Here is a 16,711-nt window from a genome sequence, read left to right as displayed (position 1 = left end):
ATGTAGAATTATTTGTAAATAAAATTACTATTTCTTCTATACTGTTACAAATTTTTTATTAACTTTATTCATGGTGAAAGTTTCTTCTAAAAATAAGACTCAATTTATCCGTTTACTGATAAATTGAGTCTCTATAACTATCTTGTTAAGTATGCATATAATAGTTTTATTGTTCCTTCTAAAGCTGTGTAGTGAGTTCTTTCCATTCCGTGAGAGGCATGAACTCCAGGTCCTATAAGAGCACCTTTAATATTATTTCCTCCACTAAGTGCTGCTCCTACATCTGAACCATACATTGGATAAATGTCTACAGCATATTTAATTTCATTGCTCTTAGCAAGGTTTATTAAATCTGTAGTCATATTAAAGTCATATGGTCCATTAGAATCCTTCGCACAGATAGAAACATCATATTCTGTACAAGATAAGTCTTCTCCGATACATCCCATATCTACAGCTATCATTTCTGTTATATCTGATGGTATATAAGCTGAGCCATGTCCAACTTCTTCATAAACAGATATAAATACTTTAGTAGTATAAGTAGGAACTATTTTTTCACTGCTCAATATGTGAAGAAGATTCACTAAGCATGCAACACTGCCTTTGTCATCTATAAATCTAGATTTTAAGAAACCACTTTCAGTTATAGTAGTCTTAGGATCTATAAATATAAAATCACCAGGACATATACCTAATTTTTCTACATCTTCTTTAGATTTTACTACTTCATCAAGTCTTACTTCCATATTCTTTGGATCACGTGGTTTAGATTTAGCATCTTCAAATACGTGAGCTGCTGGACTCGTACTCAAGAATGTTCCACTATATATTTTTCCGTCTCTAGTTCTGACCTTACAATATTCAGAATCTAAAGTAGGAACTATTGGTCCTCCAATTAAAGTGAACTTTAAAGCACCTTCACTAGAAATAGATCTTACCATAGCACCTAAGGTATCTACGTGGGCAGATAAACCTATCACTTTATCATTGCTTTTCCCTGGAACAGTTATAATTCCACAACCTTTAACAGTCTTTTCAAAAACATAGCCTAATTTTTCTGCCCATGATTCAATCTTATCCATAACGTCATAGCAAAATCCACTAGGACTATCTGTAAGTAATAGCTCTTTTGCTGTATTTAAAACATCTTCTTTGTTTACTATTATCATTTTTCACCCTCCTGATAGTATAAATTTTATATTTCCATTATTACTTAAACTTTAGATATAAAATATTTATGAGTTTCCAAAATATCTAAATAGTTATAATAGTCATATAATTTAGCTTCTCTAAATATTATAATATTCAACTTGAAATTATTAAAGTGTTTATAATAATATTTTTAGTTATTTATCATGCTTTAGTATGCCTAAAATATATTTATGGTTTTTGAACCCTTATTCAGTAAATCCATTTTCTTTCATCTTTTCAGCATTATTAAATAGAGCCATACCAGTTTTCATCTTTCTAAAATTAAGGCTGCTATAGAATCCTTCTTTGCCCTTTGCAGCATATAATATCACATTACATCCTGGCATTGATTCTAGTATAGTATTTACAATTAACTTCCCTATACCTTTGCCTTGATACTGTGGCAATATGGCTACATCATAAATTGCTCCTTGATAAACCCCATCTGATAAGGCCCTTCCGAAACCAATAAGCTTATCATTATCATATACGAATACAGTAGTATAACTGTTCTCAAAGGCCTTTCTATGGGTTTCTTCATCAAAATATCCCATACCTCCTAGCTTTAATATCTCTGGTATTAATCTCCAATCTACATTAGCACAGTTCTTCTCTATTTTTATATTCATAATGTTACTCCTAATCTCATATAATTTTATGGTGATTATTCTCTTCTTATGTTTACGGCTCTTTAAGGTTTTATATAAGCATAGCCTTTTTCTTGTTTCTTTACAATTTCAACTACTCCAGCAGGTACTACTTCTATAAAATCAAATATTTCATCCTTTAACATATATAACTTAGATAGAGCATTATTACAAGCTACAATTTTTACCCCCTCTTTAACTAGCTCTTCAAATTCCATAGAATACTTAGAATTAGCCTCATCATTTCCTTTAAATCTAAATACTGCTTCTCCGTTAGCCACTACTTCAATTTCAACTTCTTCTTCATTTTTTCTGCTAAAGTTAATCATATTTTTTACATTTGCCACAGTCATATCCCATTTATTTAATTCATCGATATGAAATAATACTTTCATTGTATCACCCTCCTTAGCTAATACTTTTTAACCATAGCTATAAACTCTTTCTCTTCTCCATTCACATTCCAAATAAACTCTTCTGTCTTTTTAAATCCTAGTTTTTCATAAATTTTTATGGCTCTTTCATTAAATTTAGCAACGAAAAGTTGTATCTCATTAAATTTATAAGTATTCCTGCCAAAATCTAATATAGCTTTAACAAACTGAGTTCCTGTTCCTTTCCCTGTCAAATTTGGTCTCATCTGTACCCCTAAGATAAATTCATCATCCTCAGCATCAAAGCTACAGTTACCTACTAATTCATCCTTCTCATTATGGATGACAAAGGCACTATCCTCCTTATGAATGTTTAGTGACCACTCTTGCTTAGCCTCAGTTTTATCATTATCATAAAAAGAATATTCTCCTTCGTATTTCCATGTTGCTATATCCTTTGCATCTATTTCTGTTGGTTTTTTAAATTTAAACTCCATAATAGTTTATTCCTCCCCTATTAAATCATATTTCAATTGCATCAAACATTCTCCACTATAAAGTTAAGAATACTTTTAAAGAAGGATATTTCATCAAAACCACCTCTATCATAATAAAAGTATTAGCTTAAAATTATATCCAAATTCCAAAATTTAGATATAATTTTAAGCTAATAATACCATTCTCGGAATAAAATGTCTATCCTTACATTTACTTTTTTTGTATTAACATGTATATGTAATAATTATAAAATAAAAAACACTAATCTATGTAAGATTAATGCTTTCTCTAAAATCATATATTAATTATCTCTTAATCTCTTTATTATTATAAGGCACTATAGCTACACTATTTACTGCAATACTCTGCTAATATTGATTGTACTTCATAAATATTACAACTGCTACTAAAGGTCTTTTCTATTGGCATACTCATTCCTGAAACATATATTTTAAGTTCTGCATCTAAATCAAAATGTCCTGATGTTTCCACTTTGAAATTAGTAATTGCTCTATATGGTATTGAATGATACTCTATTTTTTTGCCAGTCATCCCTTGCTTATCTATAATAATTAATCTTTTGTTAGTGAATATAATCATATCTCTTATTAATTTATATGCTTTCTCTATTTGTTCATTAGAACCTAATAACTTCATATATTCTTCTCTAATTTTGTTAATATCTACTTCTGAGGCATTTCCTATTATTCCACTAAATAAACCCACATCCATCACTCCCATTATAAATTTAGTTTAATTATATCTTATTTCCATATAAATACAAAGGTATTATTCAATAAACATGTAAATACGGAAATCATTATTGGATATATTCTCTCTTAAGAATTGACATTATTATACCATCCTCTAATTTATCCTTTATTAAATCTCTTTCTCTTACTATTCCTTCTGTAATAAATTCCAACTTCTCTAAAACTCTAATAGATGCATAATTACCTGGTGTTATTGTAGCTTCTATTCTATTTAAATTCATATGATTAAATCCAAAGCTAATAACTGCCTTTACCGCTTCTGTTGCATATCCCTTCCCCCACTCTTTCTGGGTAATATCATATCCTATCTCTGCTCTTCTAGCTCCATCATCAAAGTCACCTAGACAACATACTCCTATCAATTTATTAGTTTCTTTTAATGAAATCCCCCATGTAATTTCCTCATTTTCAGCTAACTCATCATTATATCTTTCTATAAACTTTCTTGCTTCTACACTTGACTTTATTGGATAAAAGTAATCAAACTTTGCTACTTCTGGATTACTTAGTAACTCAAATAACTGCTCCTCATCTTTAAAATCAACTTGCCGAAGAATTAATCTATTTGTTTCTAGTATAGGAAATGGATTAAAACATTTGTTTATCATTAAACTCACCTTCTTACTTATTAAATTCTAGCTCAAACTATCTTAATTCTATTGATTCTAAATTAACATATATGTTAATTTGTTACAACGTATTTGTGTCATAAAATTTTATATAAATTAGCTCTTTTAAGCTTAATAAAAACTAAGAAACTCTAAACAAGCTCCTTAGTTTTATATCTTTTACATTATCCTATAATTACAAGGATTTTATATATACATTTTTAGCTAATTCTCTAATACTATCTTCATCTAATATATGTACTGTTTTATTATCACATTTTATAATCGATTTTTCTTCAAGTTCGTTAAAAGTTCTAGATAAGTGCCTATAAGTTGTTCCCAAAAATTCAGCAATTTCTTTAAATGATGAATTTAAAGTTACATAGTTTTTATTCTCCTCTAGATGTTCAGCTAAATAACTAGCTAACCTATTAATAAGAGGATATACAAAATTATATGAACTATTGTTAATGGTGGCATCAAGTTTTTCACTTAAAGACTCTATTAAATGATGTAAAAAATTTAAATTATTTATATAATATTTTCTAAGAATATTTGTAGGTATAGCAATCAAATAAGTATCTTCTATCGCTTCAACATTGCATAGTATAGGTTTATTCTTTAAGAATTCTAAATCTCCTATGGTATTAAAGTCCTTATAAAACTTTAGCAGCATAGACTTTCCATTTTCAAATAGATAAGATATTTTAATTTTCCCATCTACAAGTAAATAGTAGTATTCAAGTTGCTCCCCTACTTCTAATATAACTTCATCTTTTTCATAAAAATGAAGTTGCGCATAGTTTACTATATCTTTATCAAATAGGTTTTCTATATTGTATTTAACTAAATAGCTATTTAAGAGTTGTTTGTTTAATATTTTTTTCATAAATTCTCCTTTATAGGACCTATGTCCTATAGAAATATTTATCACTATGGTAACTTATGAATTAAGGAATGTAAAGTATAGAAGGAGTATATATGTATAAAAACTTAGCTCTTTTAAATGGAGTTATACTTGCCATAATGATATTTTTTAATGGAATGTTATCAAGTATAACTGGTCCTTATATGAGTACTCTAATATTTCATGTACTAGGATTTATATTGATTTTGGCGATATCCATGGTAAAGAAAAATAATATTGTGAATTTCAAAAAAGTACCACTTATGTTTTTTCTACCTGGTATTCTAAGTGTTATAACTATACTTTTAAACAATATCTGTATACCTCAAATCGGAATAACACTTACTATAGGAATAAGTCTATATGGACAACTTATTATGTCTATCTTCGTAGAACATTTTGGATTGTTCGGAATGCCTGTTAATAAATTTAGAAAAGAAAAAATACTAGGATTTTCAATAATTACACTTGGAACAGTGGTTATGATTGTTATGTAAGGAGGATTAAATTTATGTATATTATCTTAGCTTTTCTAATTGGAATAACAATAGTTATTAACATGATGTTAAATGGAAAACTTTCTCAAAAGGAAGGTATGATAAATGGAGTTATTATCAACTATTTCATGGCTACTGTATCTTCTATTATACTGTGCGCTATTATGCTAAACTCTATACCATCTTATTCATCTATAATATCCATTCCACTTCCCTATTTTATAGGTGGTCTTATAGGTGTTTTAACCACCTATTTATTTAACCTGATTGTCCCTAAAGTACCAGCTGTATATGTTGTTATTCTTCGCTTTATTGGTCAAATGATGGCAAGTGCTGTTATAGATTATATATACCTAGATATTTTTTCTGAAGGCAAAGTAATCGGCGGATTACTATTTCTTACAGGACTTATAATTATTGCAAAAGTTGATGCTAGGCATAAAGAAGAAAATATTAAATTAAGTGAAGATGTTAAAACATGTTGAATTATTCACTCCCTACTAACTTTGTTTCTAGGTTATAATTATAGAAATTAGCTTTATACAAGGAGGTTTATTATGAAGTACGAAGTTATAATATTTGATGCAGATGAAACCCTATTTGATTTTAGAAAATCTGAGAGAGAAGCTCTTAAAAATACTATGATTGAGTTTAAAATAGATTATGATGAAAATTATCATTTAAAAGTGTACAAGGATATAAATACAGCTATCTGGAAAGAGTTTGAGGATGGAATTCTTCTTCAGAAGAATTTAAATGTTGAACGATTTAAAAGATTATTAAGCAAGTTAAATTTAAATTTTGATGAAATAGAATTTTCTAAATCATATGTAAAGCACTTATCCTATGCCTCATTTTTATATAATGATAGTTTACCTCTTATAGAAAGCCTTTATAAAGAGTTCAAACTTATTATAATAACTAATGGTCTTAAAGATGTTCAAGATAATAGAATAAGAAAATCTATTATAGGAAAATGCTTTGAAGATGTAGTAGTTTCTGAAGAGGTCGAAGTATCTAAGCCAGATCCTAAAATATTTGAACATGCTTTAAACAATATAAAGCATACTGATAAAAGTAAGGTATTAATGGTAGGGGATAGCTTAACCTCTGATATACAAGGTGGAATAAATTTTGGTATAGACACCTGTTGGTTTAATCCCAATAACATTATAAAAAAAACTGCAATAGAACCTACCTATGAAATTTCTAATCTTATGGATCTTAAAAATATACTTGAGAAATAAATAAAAACCCTTACCTGTATTTTAACGGTAAGGGTTTTACTATGATATATCTTATTTCTTTATTCTAACAGTATATGAAAAAAGTGGATTCTTGTTGAATCCATTTTTCCTATACACAGACTATTGTATCTTTCAATAGCTCCTGTTATCTAAAATTAAATATAAGTCACCAAATAATATAAAAGATATTAGGCACGTGAAAATAAATAATAGACCAAAGATTCGAAGTATATTTGTCACGAGACAAGGAGTTAAAATACTGCCATAGTGGCGCTATAACAGGATTTTAACAACGCAGTATTCGTGGCAAATAGGCAAGAATACTGATCTATTATTTATTTGATAGTGCCTTATGCCATAGATATGGAGGATTATTTATGGAGAAGGCTAAACTTGTAGATACATTACGAGATAAAACTAATATAAGTTATGAAGAAGCTAAGAGTGCTTTAGAAAATAATAATTGGGATATACTAGATGCCATGGTGTATTTAGAAGAGCATGGAAGATTGAAAAAGCCTTCTGTTAGCATATTTTATACCAATGAATATAAAGAAAGTTACACTAATCAGAAAGAAGTAGTTAATATTAAAGAAGATAGAGATAATAACAATTCTAAAAGTAGAAATAATTTTGATGGAATTTTTGAAACTATATGTAAAGCTATAGATACCTGCAATAATATCTTCGTTGAAATAAGAAGAAGAGGTAGAGTACTTTTAAAGCTTCCACTTACCGTATTAATACTACTTTTATTCTTTGCCTTCTGGATAATCATACCTCTAATGACTGTTGGACTATTCTTTGACATAGAATTTTTAGTATTCGCTAAAAGTGTTAATACGGATAAGGTAAATAAGGTATTTAGTGAAATATCAAAGAATGTCCAGAATATAAAAGAAAAATTTAAAAAGGGGTTTAATTAATGATTAAGATTTTAATTGTTGAAGATGAAGAAAAAATAGCAAGATTTATAGAGCTAGAGTTAATGCATGAGGGGTATAAAGTAATAAAAGCAAATAACGGTAGGACAGGTCTTGAAATTGCAGAGAGGGGAGAGGCTGATTTGGTTATTCTTGATGTTATGCTTCCTGAAATTAATGGGCTTGAAGTATTAAGAAGACTAAGGAAAAGTTCTGATGTGCCTGTTATAATGCTTACTGCAAGAGATGCTGTTATGGATAAGGTATCAGGGCTTGATGCAGGAGCAGATGATTATATAACAAAGCCATTTGCAATAGAAGAATTACTTGCAAGAATAAGAACAGCTCTTAAAAAGAGAGTAGCTACAGTAAAAAAAGATGAAGATGTAATAAGCTGCGGTTTATTAACTTTAGATAAAATAAGATATAAAGTAATGTATGATGGCACAGAAATTGAATTAACTAATAGAGAGTTTACTTTGCTACAAGTATTAATGGAAAATAAAAATATAGTACTAACTAGAGATGTACTTATAGAAAAAGTATGTGGCTATGATTATTTTGGAGAAACAAATGTAATAGATGTTTATGTAAGATACTTAAGAACAAAAATTGATGATACCTTTAAGGTTAAAATAATAACCACAGTACGTGGTGTAGGATACGTCATAAAAGATGAGTAAAAATAATAAATCTAAAAATGTTACGTCTATTGCAATAAAGATTAATTCTATTTCTGTAAGAAATTTATTTTTTAGATTTCTTGTAATTGATATATGTTTGATACTTATCTTAGTTGGTCTTTGGTGTATTGAATCTGAAAAGAACTTCTATGGAGAATTAGTACAAAATGCACAAAGGTCATTTAATTTTTATCCTATAGAAACATCAAGCTATACAGTTGTTTGGAATAATGGAAAGACTATGGTTAAGGAAGCTAGTACTTTTTTATATAATCTTAGAAAAATAATTATAGTTTTAGGAATAGTAGAAGGAATATTTTTATTACAAGAAATAATATTTGGTACAACAAAAATTAGAATGGTTTTAAAACCACTTAATGAAATAGCAGAAACAGCAAGTAGACTTAGTAATATGTATTTTGATGAGGAAAAATTTCAGAGCCTTGAGGATGCTATATCTAAAATCAGCCCCGTAACATCTGATGAAAGAATACACATCGGTGATAGTGAGCTTCAAGGGTTAGAGGATGCAATAAATAAACTTTTAGATAGAATGAGAGATTCTTATAGGCAGCAAGCAAGATTTGTTTCAGATGCATCACATGAACTTAGAACTCCTATTTCTGTAATTCAAGGCTATGCAAATATGCTAGATCGTTGGGGGAAAAATGATGAGAGCGTATTAGAAGAATCTATTATAGCAATAAAAGCTGAATCTGAAAATATGAAAAATCTAGTTGAGCAGTTATTATTCTTGGCTAGAGGTATTAATGGAAAAACTCAGCTTACTATGACGGAATTTTTACTTAATGATATGATGAATGAAGTTTTAGAAGAATCTAAGATGATAGATAAAAATCATATATATAGCTATATTAATTCAGAAAGTATAAGTGCTTATGGTGATATAGGTCTACTCAAGCAGACAGCTAGAATACTAATTGAAAATGCAGCTAAATACACAGGTAAAGGAGAAGTTATAATACTTAAAGTAGGGAGAAATGATAACGGAGAAGCTTATTTTGCTATTCAGGATAATGGAATAGGGATCAATGAAAGAGATGTACCTCATATATTTGAACGTTTCTTTAGAGCTGATACAGCAAGAGTTAGAAAAGATGGTGGAACAGGTCTTGGACTATCTATAGCAAAATGGATTATTGATAACCATAAAGGATATTTTAGTGTTTTAAGTAGAGAGGAAATAGGTACAAGGATAACGGTGTTTTTACCACAAAAGAATAAATAGAAAAAATAATCAAAATAAAAAATTATCCCTATTGTAAAATAATTTATCTAATTTACAATAAGGGATAACTTTTAAATCTATGTATGACAAAAGATGTGGAATACCTCAATAATAACATCATATTTATGATACGAATATCTATATCTTAATATATTTTCATTAAAAAACTTAAATAAAAGGTACACATAATTTACAGTTATCTATAGGAGAATTAATAAGATTACATTCAACATCAAAGACATCCTTTATAAGTTTTTCATTTATAATCTCATCTTTAGGACCTTGAGCTAATATGTTTCCATTCTTTATAGCAACTATATTATCAGCATATTTTAATGCATGATTTATATCATGAATAACCATTACTATGGTTCTATTTTCTTTTTCATTTAAATCTCTTAGAATATTTAAAATTTCTAACTGATACTTTATATCTAGATGATTTGTAGGCTCATCTAAAAGGATGATATCTGTATCTTGTGCCAAAGATAATGCAATCCAAGCCCTTTGTCTTTGACCACCAGATAGGTTATTTAAAGTTATATCCTTATCGTTTATAAGTCCTACTTTTTTTATGGCTTCTAAAACTAGATTTTCATCCTTTTTACTCCAAAATGATAATAGATTATGATAAGGGTATCTTCCTTGTTTAACTAAATCATAAACAGTTAAATCTTCTGGAGCATTACTACTTTGAGGAAGCATAGACATAAGCTTGGCAACTTCCTTTGAAGACATTTTAAGAATATCTCTATCCTCCATGAGTATATCTCCATTTCTAGGTTTAAGTATTCTTGCTATGGCCTTTATTAATGTAGATTTTCCACATCCATTAGAGCCAATTAAGGCTGTAATTTTTCCTTTTTCTATATTTAAATTAATATTATCTAATATAATTTTTTCATCATAACATAACTCTAAATTTTTTGCTTTTATCATTTCTATCATCCCCTTTTGTAGCTTCTTTTTTTAACTAAAAGGTATATAAAGTAAGGTGCTCCTATAAAAGCTGTAAATATACCTATAGGTAAATCTTGTGGATAAAATATCCACTTAGATACAAAATCAGCTAATAATGTTATTATTCCACCTATAAATATTGAAAGTGGGATTATATTTTCAAATTTTGAATCTACCAGTTTTCTTGCAATGTGAGGAGCTATTAAGCCTACAAAAGATATACCTCCTCCAATAGTTACAGCACCCGCTGCTAATGCAGCAGAAATGCTTAAGAGTATAATCCTGCTTTTATGTAGCTTATTACCAAGAACTATTACAACCTCATCTTCAAGCTGATGAAGATTTAAATCTTTAATAAATATTAATGTTAATGTAGTAAAAATACTGAATATCACTATAATCAGTATGGCATGTGTCCAGTTAGCACCATATATACTTCCTGTTATCCAAGTTGTGGCTTCTTTTATAAAAATTACTGGTCCATTTATTATAAGAATATTAGTTATGGCCTTAGCAATAGCAGAAACTCCAATTCCTATTATAATTAATTTATTTGTTGAAGAAGATTTTCCATTTATAAGCAAAATAGACATTAAAGCTATAAATGAAAATATAAAAGTAAATATAGGCATATATAATATAGATGTTGTTAATGAATTATTCTTAGGATCTATAAAGATAGTTAAAAATACCAATGCTCCAACGGAACCTCCATTAACTACACCTAATATATCAGGAGATGCTAAATCATTTTTAACCACTCCTTGAAGTATAGCTCCAGATAATGCTAAAGAAGCTCCGACAAAGAAGGCAACAAGAACTCTTGGTAACCTTATTTTCGTAACTAAAATAGATGAAAACCCTGCATCTATTCCCAATATACTCTTTAGTACATCTAGTGGACCTACCATAACTTCACCTAGGCATAGTGAAAAAAACATCATTAAGATAGTAATCCCCAGTAAAAGTCCGCTTAGCTTAATAGCTTTTTTACTTATATTTATCATTGTCTGGCCCTCCTTTTTGCAATATATATAAAGAAAGGACCACCTATAAGTGCAGTTAAAGCACCAACTGGGACTTCTTTTGGATAAATTATAAATCTTGACATTATATCTGCAAGCAATAGTATAGATGCCCCTGTTAATATAGAAAATGGTATTAGCCATTTATAATCAGTTCCAATAAATTTATGTACTATATGTGGAGTTATAAGTCCAATGAAAGCTATGGGGCCTGCTAAAGCTACAGATACACCAGATAAAATAGCAACTATAGCTATTATAACTATTTTAAAATATAGAGTTTTCATACCTAATGACCTTGCCATTTCTTCACCTAATGAAAATACATTAAGCTTTTTTCCAATAAATAACGTAAATATCATTACTACTAATATTATTGGAATAAATTTGACAATTAGCTCTAATTTTTTCCCTTCAACAGAACCTGTCATCCAATAAACAACTTGCTCAAGTGCAGCCTCATTTTTATATAAAATACCTTGTGCTAAGGAAAAGAATAGTGCCCCTAAAGCAGTACCTCCTAATGTTAAATCCATAGGTCTTATGTCACCTGAAAGACCTCCACATAATAAATAAACTAGTAGAGAAGATCCTAGTGCACCTAAAAAGGCCAACCAGGCAAGCCCTAGTGAAGATATATTAGGAAAATATGTGAGAGCTATAACCAAAGTAAATACTGCTCCTGAATTTATACCTAATATACTTGGCGAGGCTAATTTATTTCTAGTCAATCCTTGAGTTAAAAGTCCAGATACTCCAAGAGCTCCTCCGACTAGAAGAGAATTTAATGTTCTTGGAATTCTTGAAGTTCTTATAATTATATGTTCTTGGGAATTATTAAAATTTTTATATGCATCTATTAAGGTATCATAAGATGTATGTATAAATCCTTTAGTAATACTTAAGTAGCATAATATAAGAGTGAATATTGTAAGTAATATAAGTAACACCCATTTACCCCCATTACTTTTAAGAATATTTTTCATATAGACTCCTCCATCTGTAGTAATTGAAAAAAGATATCGATTGTTATTGATAATCTTTCTCAAACATGATATCATAAGTGCGTACTAAAATCCATAACAAATAAATATTTAATTCTATGTCATTTGCTAAATTATTTTTAGGAGGAATTATAAATGAAAAAAAAATTATTATCTGCAATTGTATCAAGTATGCTAATTGTAAGTTTATTTGTTGGCTGCTCTAATAAAACAGAGAACACATCAGAAAAAGCCACAGATTCTAAAACTATATCTATACAACATACTATGGGAACTACAGAGATTCCTGAAAATCCAAAGAAAATTGTTATATTAACTAATGAAGGTCTAGAAGCTCTTCTTACTCTTGGTGTTAAACCAGTAGGAGCTGTAACCGGTGTTACTGGTGATTGGTATGAACATACTAAGAGTGAACTTGCAGATGTCAAGCCTGTTGGTAAGGAAAGTGAACCAAATGTAGAAGCAATTGCTGCTTTAAAACCTGATTTAATAATTGGAAATAAAATGAGACATGAAAAAATATACGACCAATTAAGTGCAATAGCACCAACTGTTTATTCAGATACAATAAGAGGAGCATGGAAAGATAATTTTAAATTCTATGCTGAAGTTTTAAATAAAGAATCTGAAGGTGAGAAAGCTATACAAGCATATGAAAGTAAAATTAATTATATAAAAGAAAATTATAGTGATAAATTGAATAATGAAATATCACTTGTAAGATTTATGGATGGAAAAACTAGAATATACCTTGGAGATACTTTTGCTGGAACTATTCTTAAAGAAATAGGATTTAAAAGACCAGCAGCTCAACAAGGAACAGAGTTCGTTAATGAAATTGGTAAGGAAAGATTAAATGAAGCTGATGGAGATGTGATGTTCTACTTTACTTATGAACTAGGAGATGGTAAAGGTCTTGCTAGAGAAGAAGAATGGTTAAATGATCCAATGTTTAAATCTCTAAATGTTGTAAAAAATAATAAAGCTTATAAAGTAGATGATACTATTTGGAATACAGCAGGTGGTATAAAAGCGGCTAATTTAATGCTTGATGATTTAACTAATATGTTAAAGGAAGGAAAAATCTAAAGTAATTAATTATTCTATAATTAATTAGCCATTAATGTAAATTTTAGTACATAGAATATAATAAAAAAGGTGCTATCTAAAAGTAGGATATATTTCCTAGACAAGACAGCACCTTTTGTTTTTAAGGGTGAAAAGGAGCTTTCGTAAAATAAGCTAATCTAAATAAATATTGAATAAGCACTTNNACTCAAACAAGTTGTGTTGCTTATGATTTTACCATTAATAAATATATTATTAATGACTACAATTAAAGAGCTGAAAAAATAAAGAGAAAATATAAAACATGAAATTTTATGTAATGATTATAGGTTTAAAAGATTTAATATTGATGAGAAGATTAAAGCAATATCTATTATAGAAGATTATTTAAGTGAAGACATAATATATAATGAAGCAGACTTAAAAGAAAAAAGGAAAAGAATAAAGGAAATTAAAGATTTAATAAAAATATTACAAAATGCAGATGATATTAAAAAATAGAATCTGTTTCAAAGCCATTTGATTTTATGAATAGAAGAGCTATTGGAGTAATTCTACAAAAGTTTTATGAAAAAATAGATAAAAAGGATATACAAATTATAATAATTAGAATAATAGATTAGGAGTGGTTTTATGCAAGTGTATTTTGATAACAGTGCCACCACTGAGCCTTATGATGAGGTAGTAGATGCTGTGGCACATACAATGAAAAATAATTTTGGAAATCCTTCCTCCGCTCATGGTTTAGGCCTTAAGGCAGAAATAGCTCTTAATGAATCAAGAGAGAAAGTAGCTAAGACTATTAATTGTACCAGAGATGAAATAATATTTACTTCTGGTGGAAGTGAAAGTAATAATTTTTTAATAAAAGGTTTTATAGGGGTAGGTGCGCACATAATAACTAGTGAAATTGAACATCCTAGCGTACTGAATACCTTTAGGGAATTGGAGTCAGCAGGAACTAAGGTCACTTATTTAAAGGTTGATAACAAGGGACGTATATCGCTAGAAGATCTAAAAAACAGCATAAATAGTGATACTCGATTGGTGAGCATAATGCATGTTAATAATGAGCTGGGAGTTGTACAGGATATAGAAGCTATAGGAACATTAATAAAGGAAAAAAGTCCTAGAATTAAGTTCCATGTAGATGCGGTTCAAAGCTATGGAAAGTTTAAAATAGATGTAAAAAAAGCTCAAATAGATTTGTTATCCGTCAGTGGGCATAAAATTCATGGCCCTAGAGGAATTGGTTTTTCTTACATAAAAAAAGGATTTAACCCTAAGACTCTAATAAGTGGTGGTGGACAAGAGAAAAGCTTTAGATCCGGTACAGAAAATTTACCTGGTATTGTGGGTCTTATAAAGGCTTCAGAAATAATATATAACAATGTTCAACTCAATTATTCAAAGGTAAGCGAGCTTAAAGAATATTTTATAGAAAGACTTAGAGATATAAAAGATATAGTGATAAACAGTCCTAGTGAGGATTGTTTCAGTCCTTATATTTTAAGTGTCTCCTTTATAGGTGTAAGAGGCGAAGTACTACTGCATCTTTTAGAGGAAAAGGGAATATATGTATCCACTGGTTCTGCTTGTTCCGCAAAGAAGCAAGGAGATAGCTATGTGCTTAAAGCTATAGGCCTCAATACCCAGGAAACAAAGGGAACCATAAGGTTTAGCTTTAATGAGTTTAATACAAAAGAAGAAGTGGATTACACTATAGAAGTACTAGAAAAAAGTTTGAAATTTTTAAGGAGGAAATAATATGAGAAAACTATTACTTATTAAATATGCATCGGAAATTTTTTTAAAAGGATTAAATAGAAAAATCTTTGAAAAAAAGCTCATGAAAAATATAGATTCGGTACTTAAGGGGTGCAGATATGAATTTATAAACGATCAGGGAAGGTGGTTCCTCTATAGTGAAGATTTAGAGGAGGTAATGTCAAAAGTAAAAAGGGTTTTTGGCGTTTCTGAAGTTTGTTTAGTTACGGAAGTAGAACCTACAATGGAAGCTATCAGTGCCCAAGCGGTTGTGGAAGCTGAGGATTTTGGAGAAACTACCTTCAAGGTTGAAAGCAATCGAGCAAACAAGGCCTTCCCTTTAAATTCTATGGAGATGAGTCGTGAAATTGGTGCTGTAGTCTTAAAATCTGTAGAGGGATTAACGGTAGATGTTCATAAACCAAAAAGAATAATAAATGTGGAAGTAAGAAAAAGGGCTTATGTATATTCTAAAAGGGTAAGAGCTGTAGGAGGAATGCCTTATGGTACAAATGGTAGTACTATGCTCATGCTTTCTGGAGGTATAGATTCTCCTGTTGCCGGATATATGATGGCAAGACGTGGGGTAGAATTAAACGCTATTTATTTCCACAGCCATCCTTACACTAGTGAAAGAGCTAAAGAAAAGGTAAAGGACTTGGCAAGACTACTAAAGGGCTACACTGGGAAAATCAATCTTTACGTAGCACCTTTCACTGATATTCAAATGGATATAATAGAAAAATGCCCTGAAGATGAGCTTACTATAATAATGAGAAAATTTATGATGAGAGTTGCCTGTGCTGTGGCGGAAAAATATAATATAAACTCCGTAACCACTGGGGAAAGCATAGGACAGGTAGCAAGTCAAACTATGGAGGGACTAATGGTCAGCAATGACGTGGCAGATAGGCCAGTGTTTAGACCTCTCATCGCTATGGATAAAATAGATATCATGGATATATCTAGAGACATCGGAACCTATGAGACTTCTATACTTCCTTATGAAGATTGCTGTACAATATTTGTACCAAAGCATCCCAAAATAAAACCTAAAGTGGACTTAATAAGAAAATCCGAAAGTATACTCGACATAGATAAACTTGTTCAAGAATGTATAGATAATATGGAGATATACAATGATCTTTAATAATTGATGTTAAGGCATCTTCAAAAAATAAACAAGTCAGAATGTTCGTCTATTTTGTGTTATACTGCGTCAACAGAACCCTTAGATAGTGCTACTATCNNGAACCTGTTTCCTTGTCTAACTCAAAATATACTTCC

19 protein-coding genes are annotated in these 16,711 nt (G+C 29.5%); 9 read left to right on the top strand and 10 right to left on the bottom strand.

Features of this window, described 5'->3' with window-relative positions:
• Positions 1-137: 137 nt before the first annotated feature.
• The 7 genes from B3W71_RS12510 to B3W71_RS12480 all read right to left on the bottom strand — a co-directional run bounded on the left by B3W71_RS12510 (position 138) and on the right by B3W71_RS12480 (position 4,983).
• Complete coding sequence (locus tag B3W71_RS12510) at positions 138-1,172, bottom strand: M42 family metallopeptidase (RefSeq protein ID WP_346889264.1); 1,035 nt, start codon at positions 1,170-1,172, stop codon at positions 138-140.
• A gap of 228 nt (positions 1,173-1,400) precedes the next feature.
• Positions 1,401-1,823, bottom strand: coding sequence for a GNAT family N-acetyltransferase (locus B3W71_RS12505; RefSeq protein WP_346889263.1), 423 nt, complete (start codon positions 1,821-1,823; stop codon positions 1,401-1,403).
• Between the two features lie 62 nt (positions 1,824-1,885).
• Positions 1,886-2,236 (bottom strand): DsrE family protein, encoded by a 351-nt coding sequence (locus B3W71_RS12500; protein ID WP_346889262.1) that lies wholly within the window; start codon positions 2,234-2,236, stop codon positions 1,886-1,888.
• A 17-nt stretch (positions 2,237-2,253) separates the two neighbouring features.
• Positions 2,254-2,712 carry a GNAT family N-acetyltransferase gene (locus tag B3W71_RS12495; RefSeq protein ID WP_346889261.1) on the bottom strand — a complete coding sequence of 153 codons (459 nt, stop codon included), beginning with the start codon at positions 2,710-2,712 and terminating at the stop codon, positions 2,254-2,256.
• A 349-nt stretch (positions 2,713-3,061) separates the two neighbouring features.
• The gene (locus B3W71_RS12490; RefSeq protein WP_346889260.1) at positions 3,062-3,439 is read right to left on the bottom strand and encodes a PH domain-containing protein; all 378 of its coding nucleotides are present in this window, start codon (positions 3,437-3,439) and stop codon (positions 3,062-3,064) included.
• Between the two features lie 94 nt (positions 3,440-3,533).
• Complete coding sequence (locus B3W71_RS12485; RefSeq protein ID WP_346889259.1) at positions 3,534-4,094, bottom strand: GNAT family protein; 561 nt, start codon at positions 4,092-4,094, stop codon at positions 3,534-3,536.
• A 196-nt stretch (positions 4,095-4,290) separates the two neighbouring features.
• Positions 4,291-4,983 (bottom strand): Crp/Fnr family transcriptional regulator, encoded by a 693-nt coding sequence (locus B3W71_RS12480; RefSeq protein WP_346889258.1) that lies wholly within the window; start codon positions 4,981-4,983, stop codon positions 4,291-4,293.
• Between the two features lie 92 nt (positions 4,984-5,075).
• On the opposite strand from B3W71_RS12480, the gene B3W71_RS12475 reads away from it, so the two are divergent.
• The 6 genes from B3W71_RS12475 to B3W71_RS12450 all read left to right on the top strand — a co-directional run bounded on the left by B3W71_RS12475 (position 5,076) and on the right by B3W71_RS12450 (position 9,600).
• The gene (locus tag B3W71_RS12475) at positions 5,076-5,498 is read left to right on the top strand and encodes a DMT family transporter (RefSeq protein ID WP_346889257.1); all 423 of its coding nucleotides are present in this window, start codon (positions 5,076-5,078) and stop codon (positions 5,496-5,498) included.
• A 14-nt stretch (positions 5,499-5,512) separates the two neighbouring features.
• Positions 5,513-5,983: a DMT family transporter gene (locus tag B3W71_RS12470; RefSeq protein ID WP_346889256.1), complete on the top strand. Its 471-nt coding sequence runs from the start codon at positions 5,513-5,515 to the stop codon at positions 5,981-5,983.
• A 72-nt stretch (positions 5,984-6,055) separates the two neighbouring features.
• Positions 6,056-6,745 (top strand): YjjG family noncanonical pyrimidine nucleotidase, encoded by a 690-nt coding sequence (locus tag B3W71_RS12465; RefSeq protein WP_346889255.1) that lies wholly within the window; start codon positions 6,056-6,058, stop codon positions 6,743-6,745.
• 377 nt (positions 6,746-7,122) lie between these two features.
• On the top strand, positions 7,123-7,671 hold the full coding sequence (locus B3W71_RS12460) for a ubiquitin (RefSeq protein WP_346889254.1): 549 nt from the start codon (positions 7,123-7,125) through the stop codon (positions 7,669-7,671).
• Positions 7,671-8,351, top strand: coding sequence for a response regulator transcription factor (locus B3W71_RS12455; protein ID WP_346889253.1), 681 nt, complete (start codon positions 7,671-7,673; stop codon positions 8,349-8,351). The genes B3W71_RS12460 and B3W71_RS12455 overlap by 1 nt, the downstream gene beginning before the upstream one ends.
• Complete coding sequence (locus tag B3W71_RS12450; RefSeq protein WP_346889252.1) at positions 8,344-9,600, top strand: HAMP domain-containing sensor histidine kinase; 1,257 nt, start codon at positions 8,344-8,346, stop codon at positions 9,598-9,600. The genes B3W71_RS12455 and B3W71_RS12450 overlap by 8 nt, the downstream gene beginning before the upstream one ends.
• A 168-nt stretch (positions 9,601-9,768) precedes the next feature.
• On the opposite strand, the gene B3W71_RS12445 is transcribed toward B3W71_RS12450, so the two are convergent.
• The 3 genes from B3W71_RS12445 to B3W71_RS12435 are packed head-to-tail and all read right to left on the bottom strand — an operon-like array spanning position 9,769 to position 12,571.
• Positions 9,769-10,539 (bottom strand): ABC transporter ATP-binding protein, encoded by a 771-nt coding sequence (locus B3W71_RS12445; protein WP_346889251.1) that lies wholly within the window; start codon positions 10,537-10,539, stop codon positions 9,769-9,771.
• Between the two features lie 5 nt (positions 10,540-10,544).
• Positions 10,545-11,567 (bottom strand): iron ABC transporter permease, encoded by a 1,023-nt coding sequence (locus tag B3W71_RS12440; protein WP_346889250.1) that lies wholly within the window; start codon positions 11,565-11,567, stop codon positions 10,545-10,547.
• The gene (locus tag B3W71_RS12435; protein ID WP_346889249.1) at positions 11,564-12,571 is read right to left on the bottom strand and encodes an iron ABC transporter permease; all 1,008 of its coding nucleotides are present in this window, start codon (positions 12,569-12,571) and stop codon (positions 11,564-11,566) included. The genes B3W71_RS12440 and B3W71_RS12435 overlap by 4 nt, the downstream gene beginning before the upstream one ends.
• 153 nt (positions 12,572-12,724) lie before the next feature.
• Here B3W71_RS12435 and B3W71_RS12430 point away from each other — a divergent pair, with 153 nt between their 5' ends.
• The 3 genes from B3W71_RS12430 (at position 12,725) to thiI (ending at position 16,574) form a co-directional block, all read left to right on the top strand.
• Positions 12,725-13,678: an iron-siderophore ABC transporter substrate-binding protein gene (locus tag B3W71_RS12430; RefSeq protein WP_346889248.1), complete on the top strand. Its 954-nt coding sequence runs from the start codon at positions 12,725-12,727 to the stop codon at positions 13,676-13,678.
• A gap of 612 nt (positions 13,679-14,290) precedes the next feature.
• Positions 14,291-15,424, top strand: coding sequence for a cysteine desulfurase family protein (locus B3W71_RS12425; RefSeq protein WP_346889247.1), 1,134 nt, complete (start codon positions 14,291-14,293; stop codon positions 15,422-15,424).
• Position 15,425: 1 nt separating this feature from the next.
• A complete protein-coding gene (gene thiI / locus B3W71_RS12420; protein ID WP_346889246.1) occupies positions 15,426-16,574 on the top strand; it encodes a tRNA uracil 4-sulfurtransferase ThiI in 1,149 nt (382 codons plus the stop codon).
• Positions 16,575-16,711: the final 137 nt, after the last annotated feature.

The sequence above is a fragment of the Clostridium sp. UBA1056 genome (genome assembly GCA_002316385.1).
In the GTDB taxonomy this organism is placed as follows: domain Bacteria; phylum Bacillota; class Clostridia; order Clostridiales; family Clostridiaceae; genus Clostridium_J.
The sequence above is the reverse complement of the archived record's forward strand: the minus strand, read 5'-3'. Positions and strand labels throughout refer to the sequence as shown.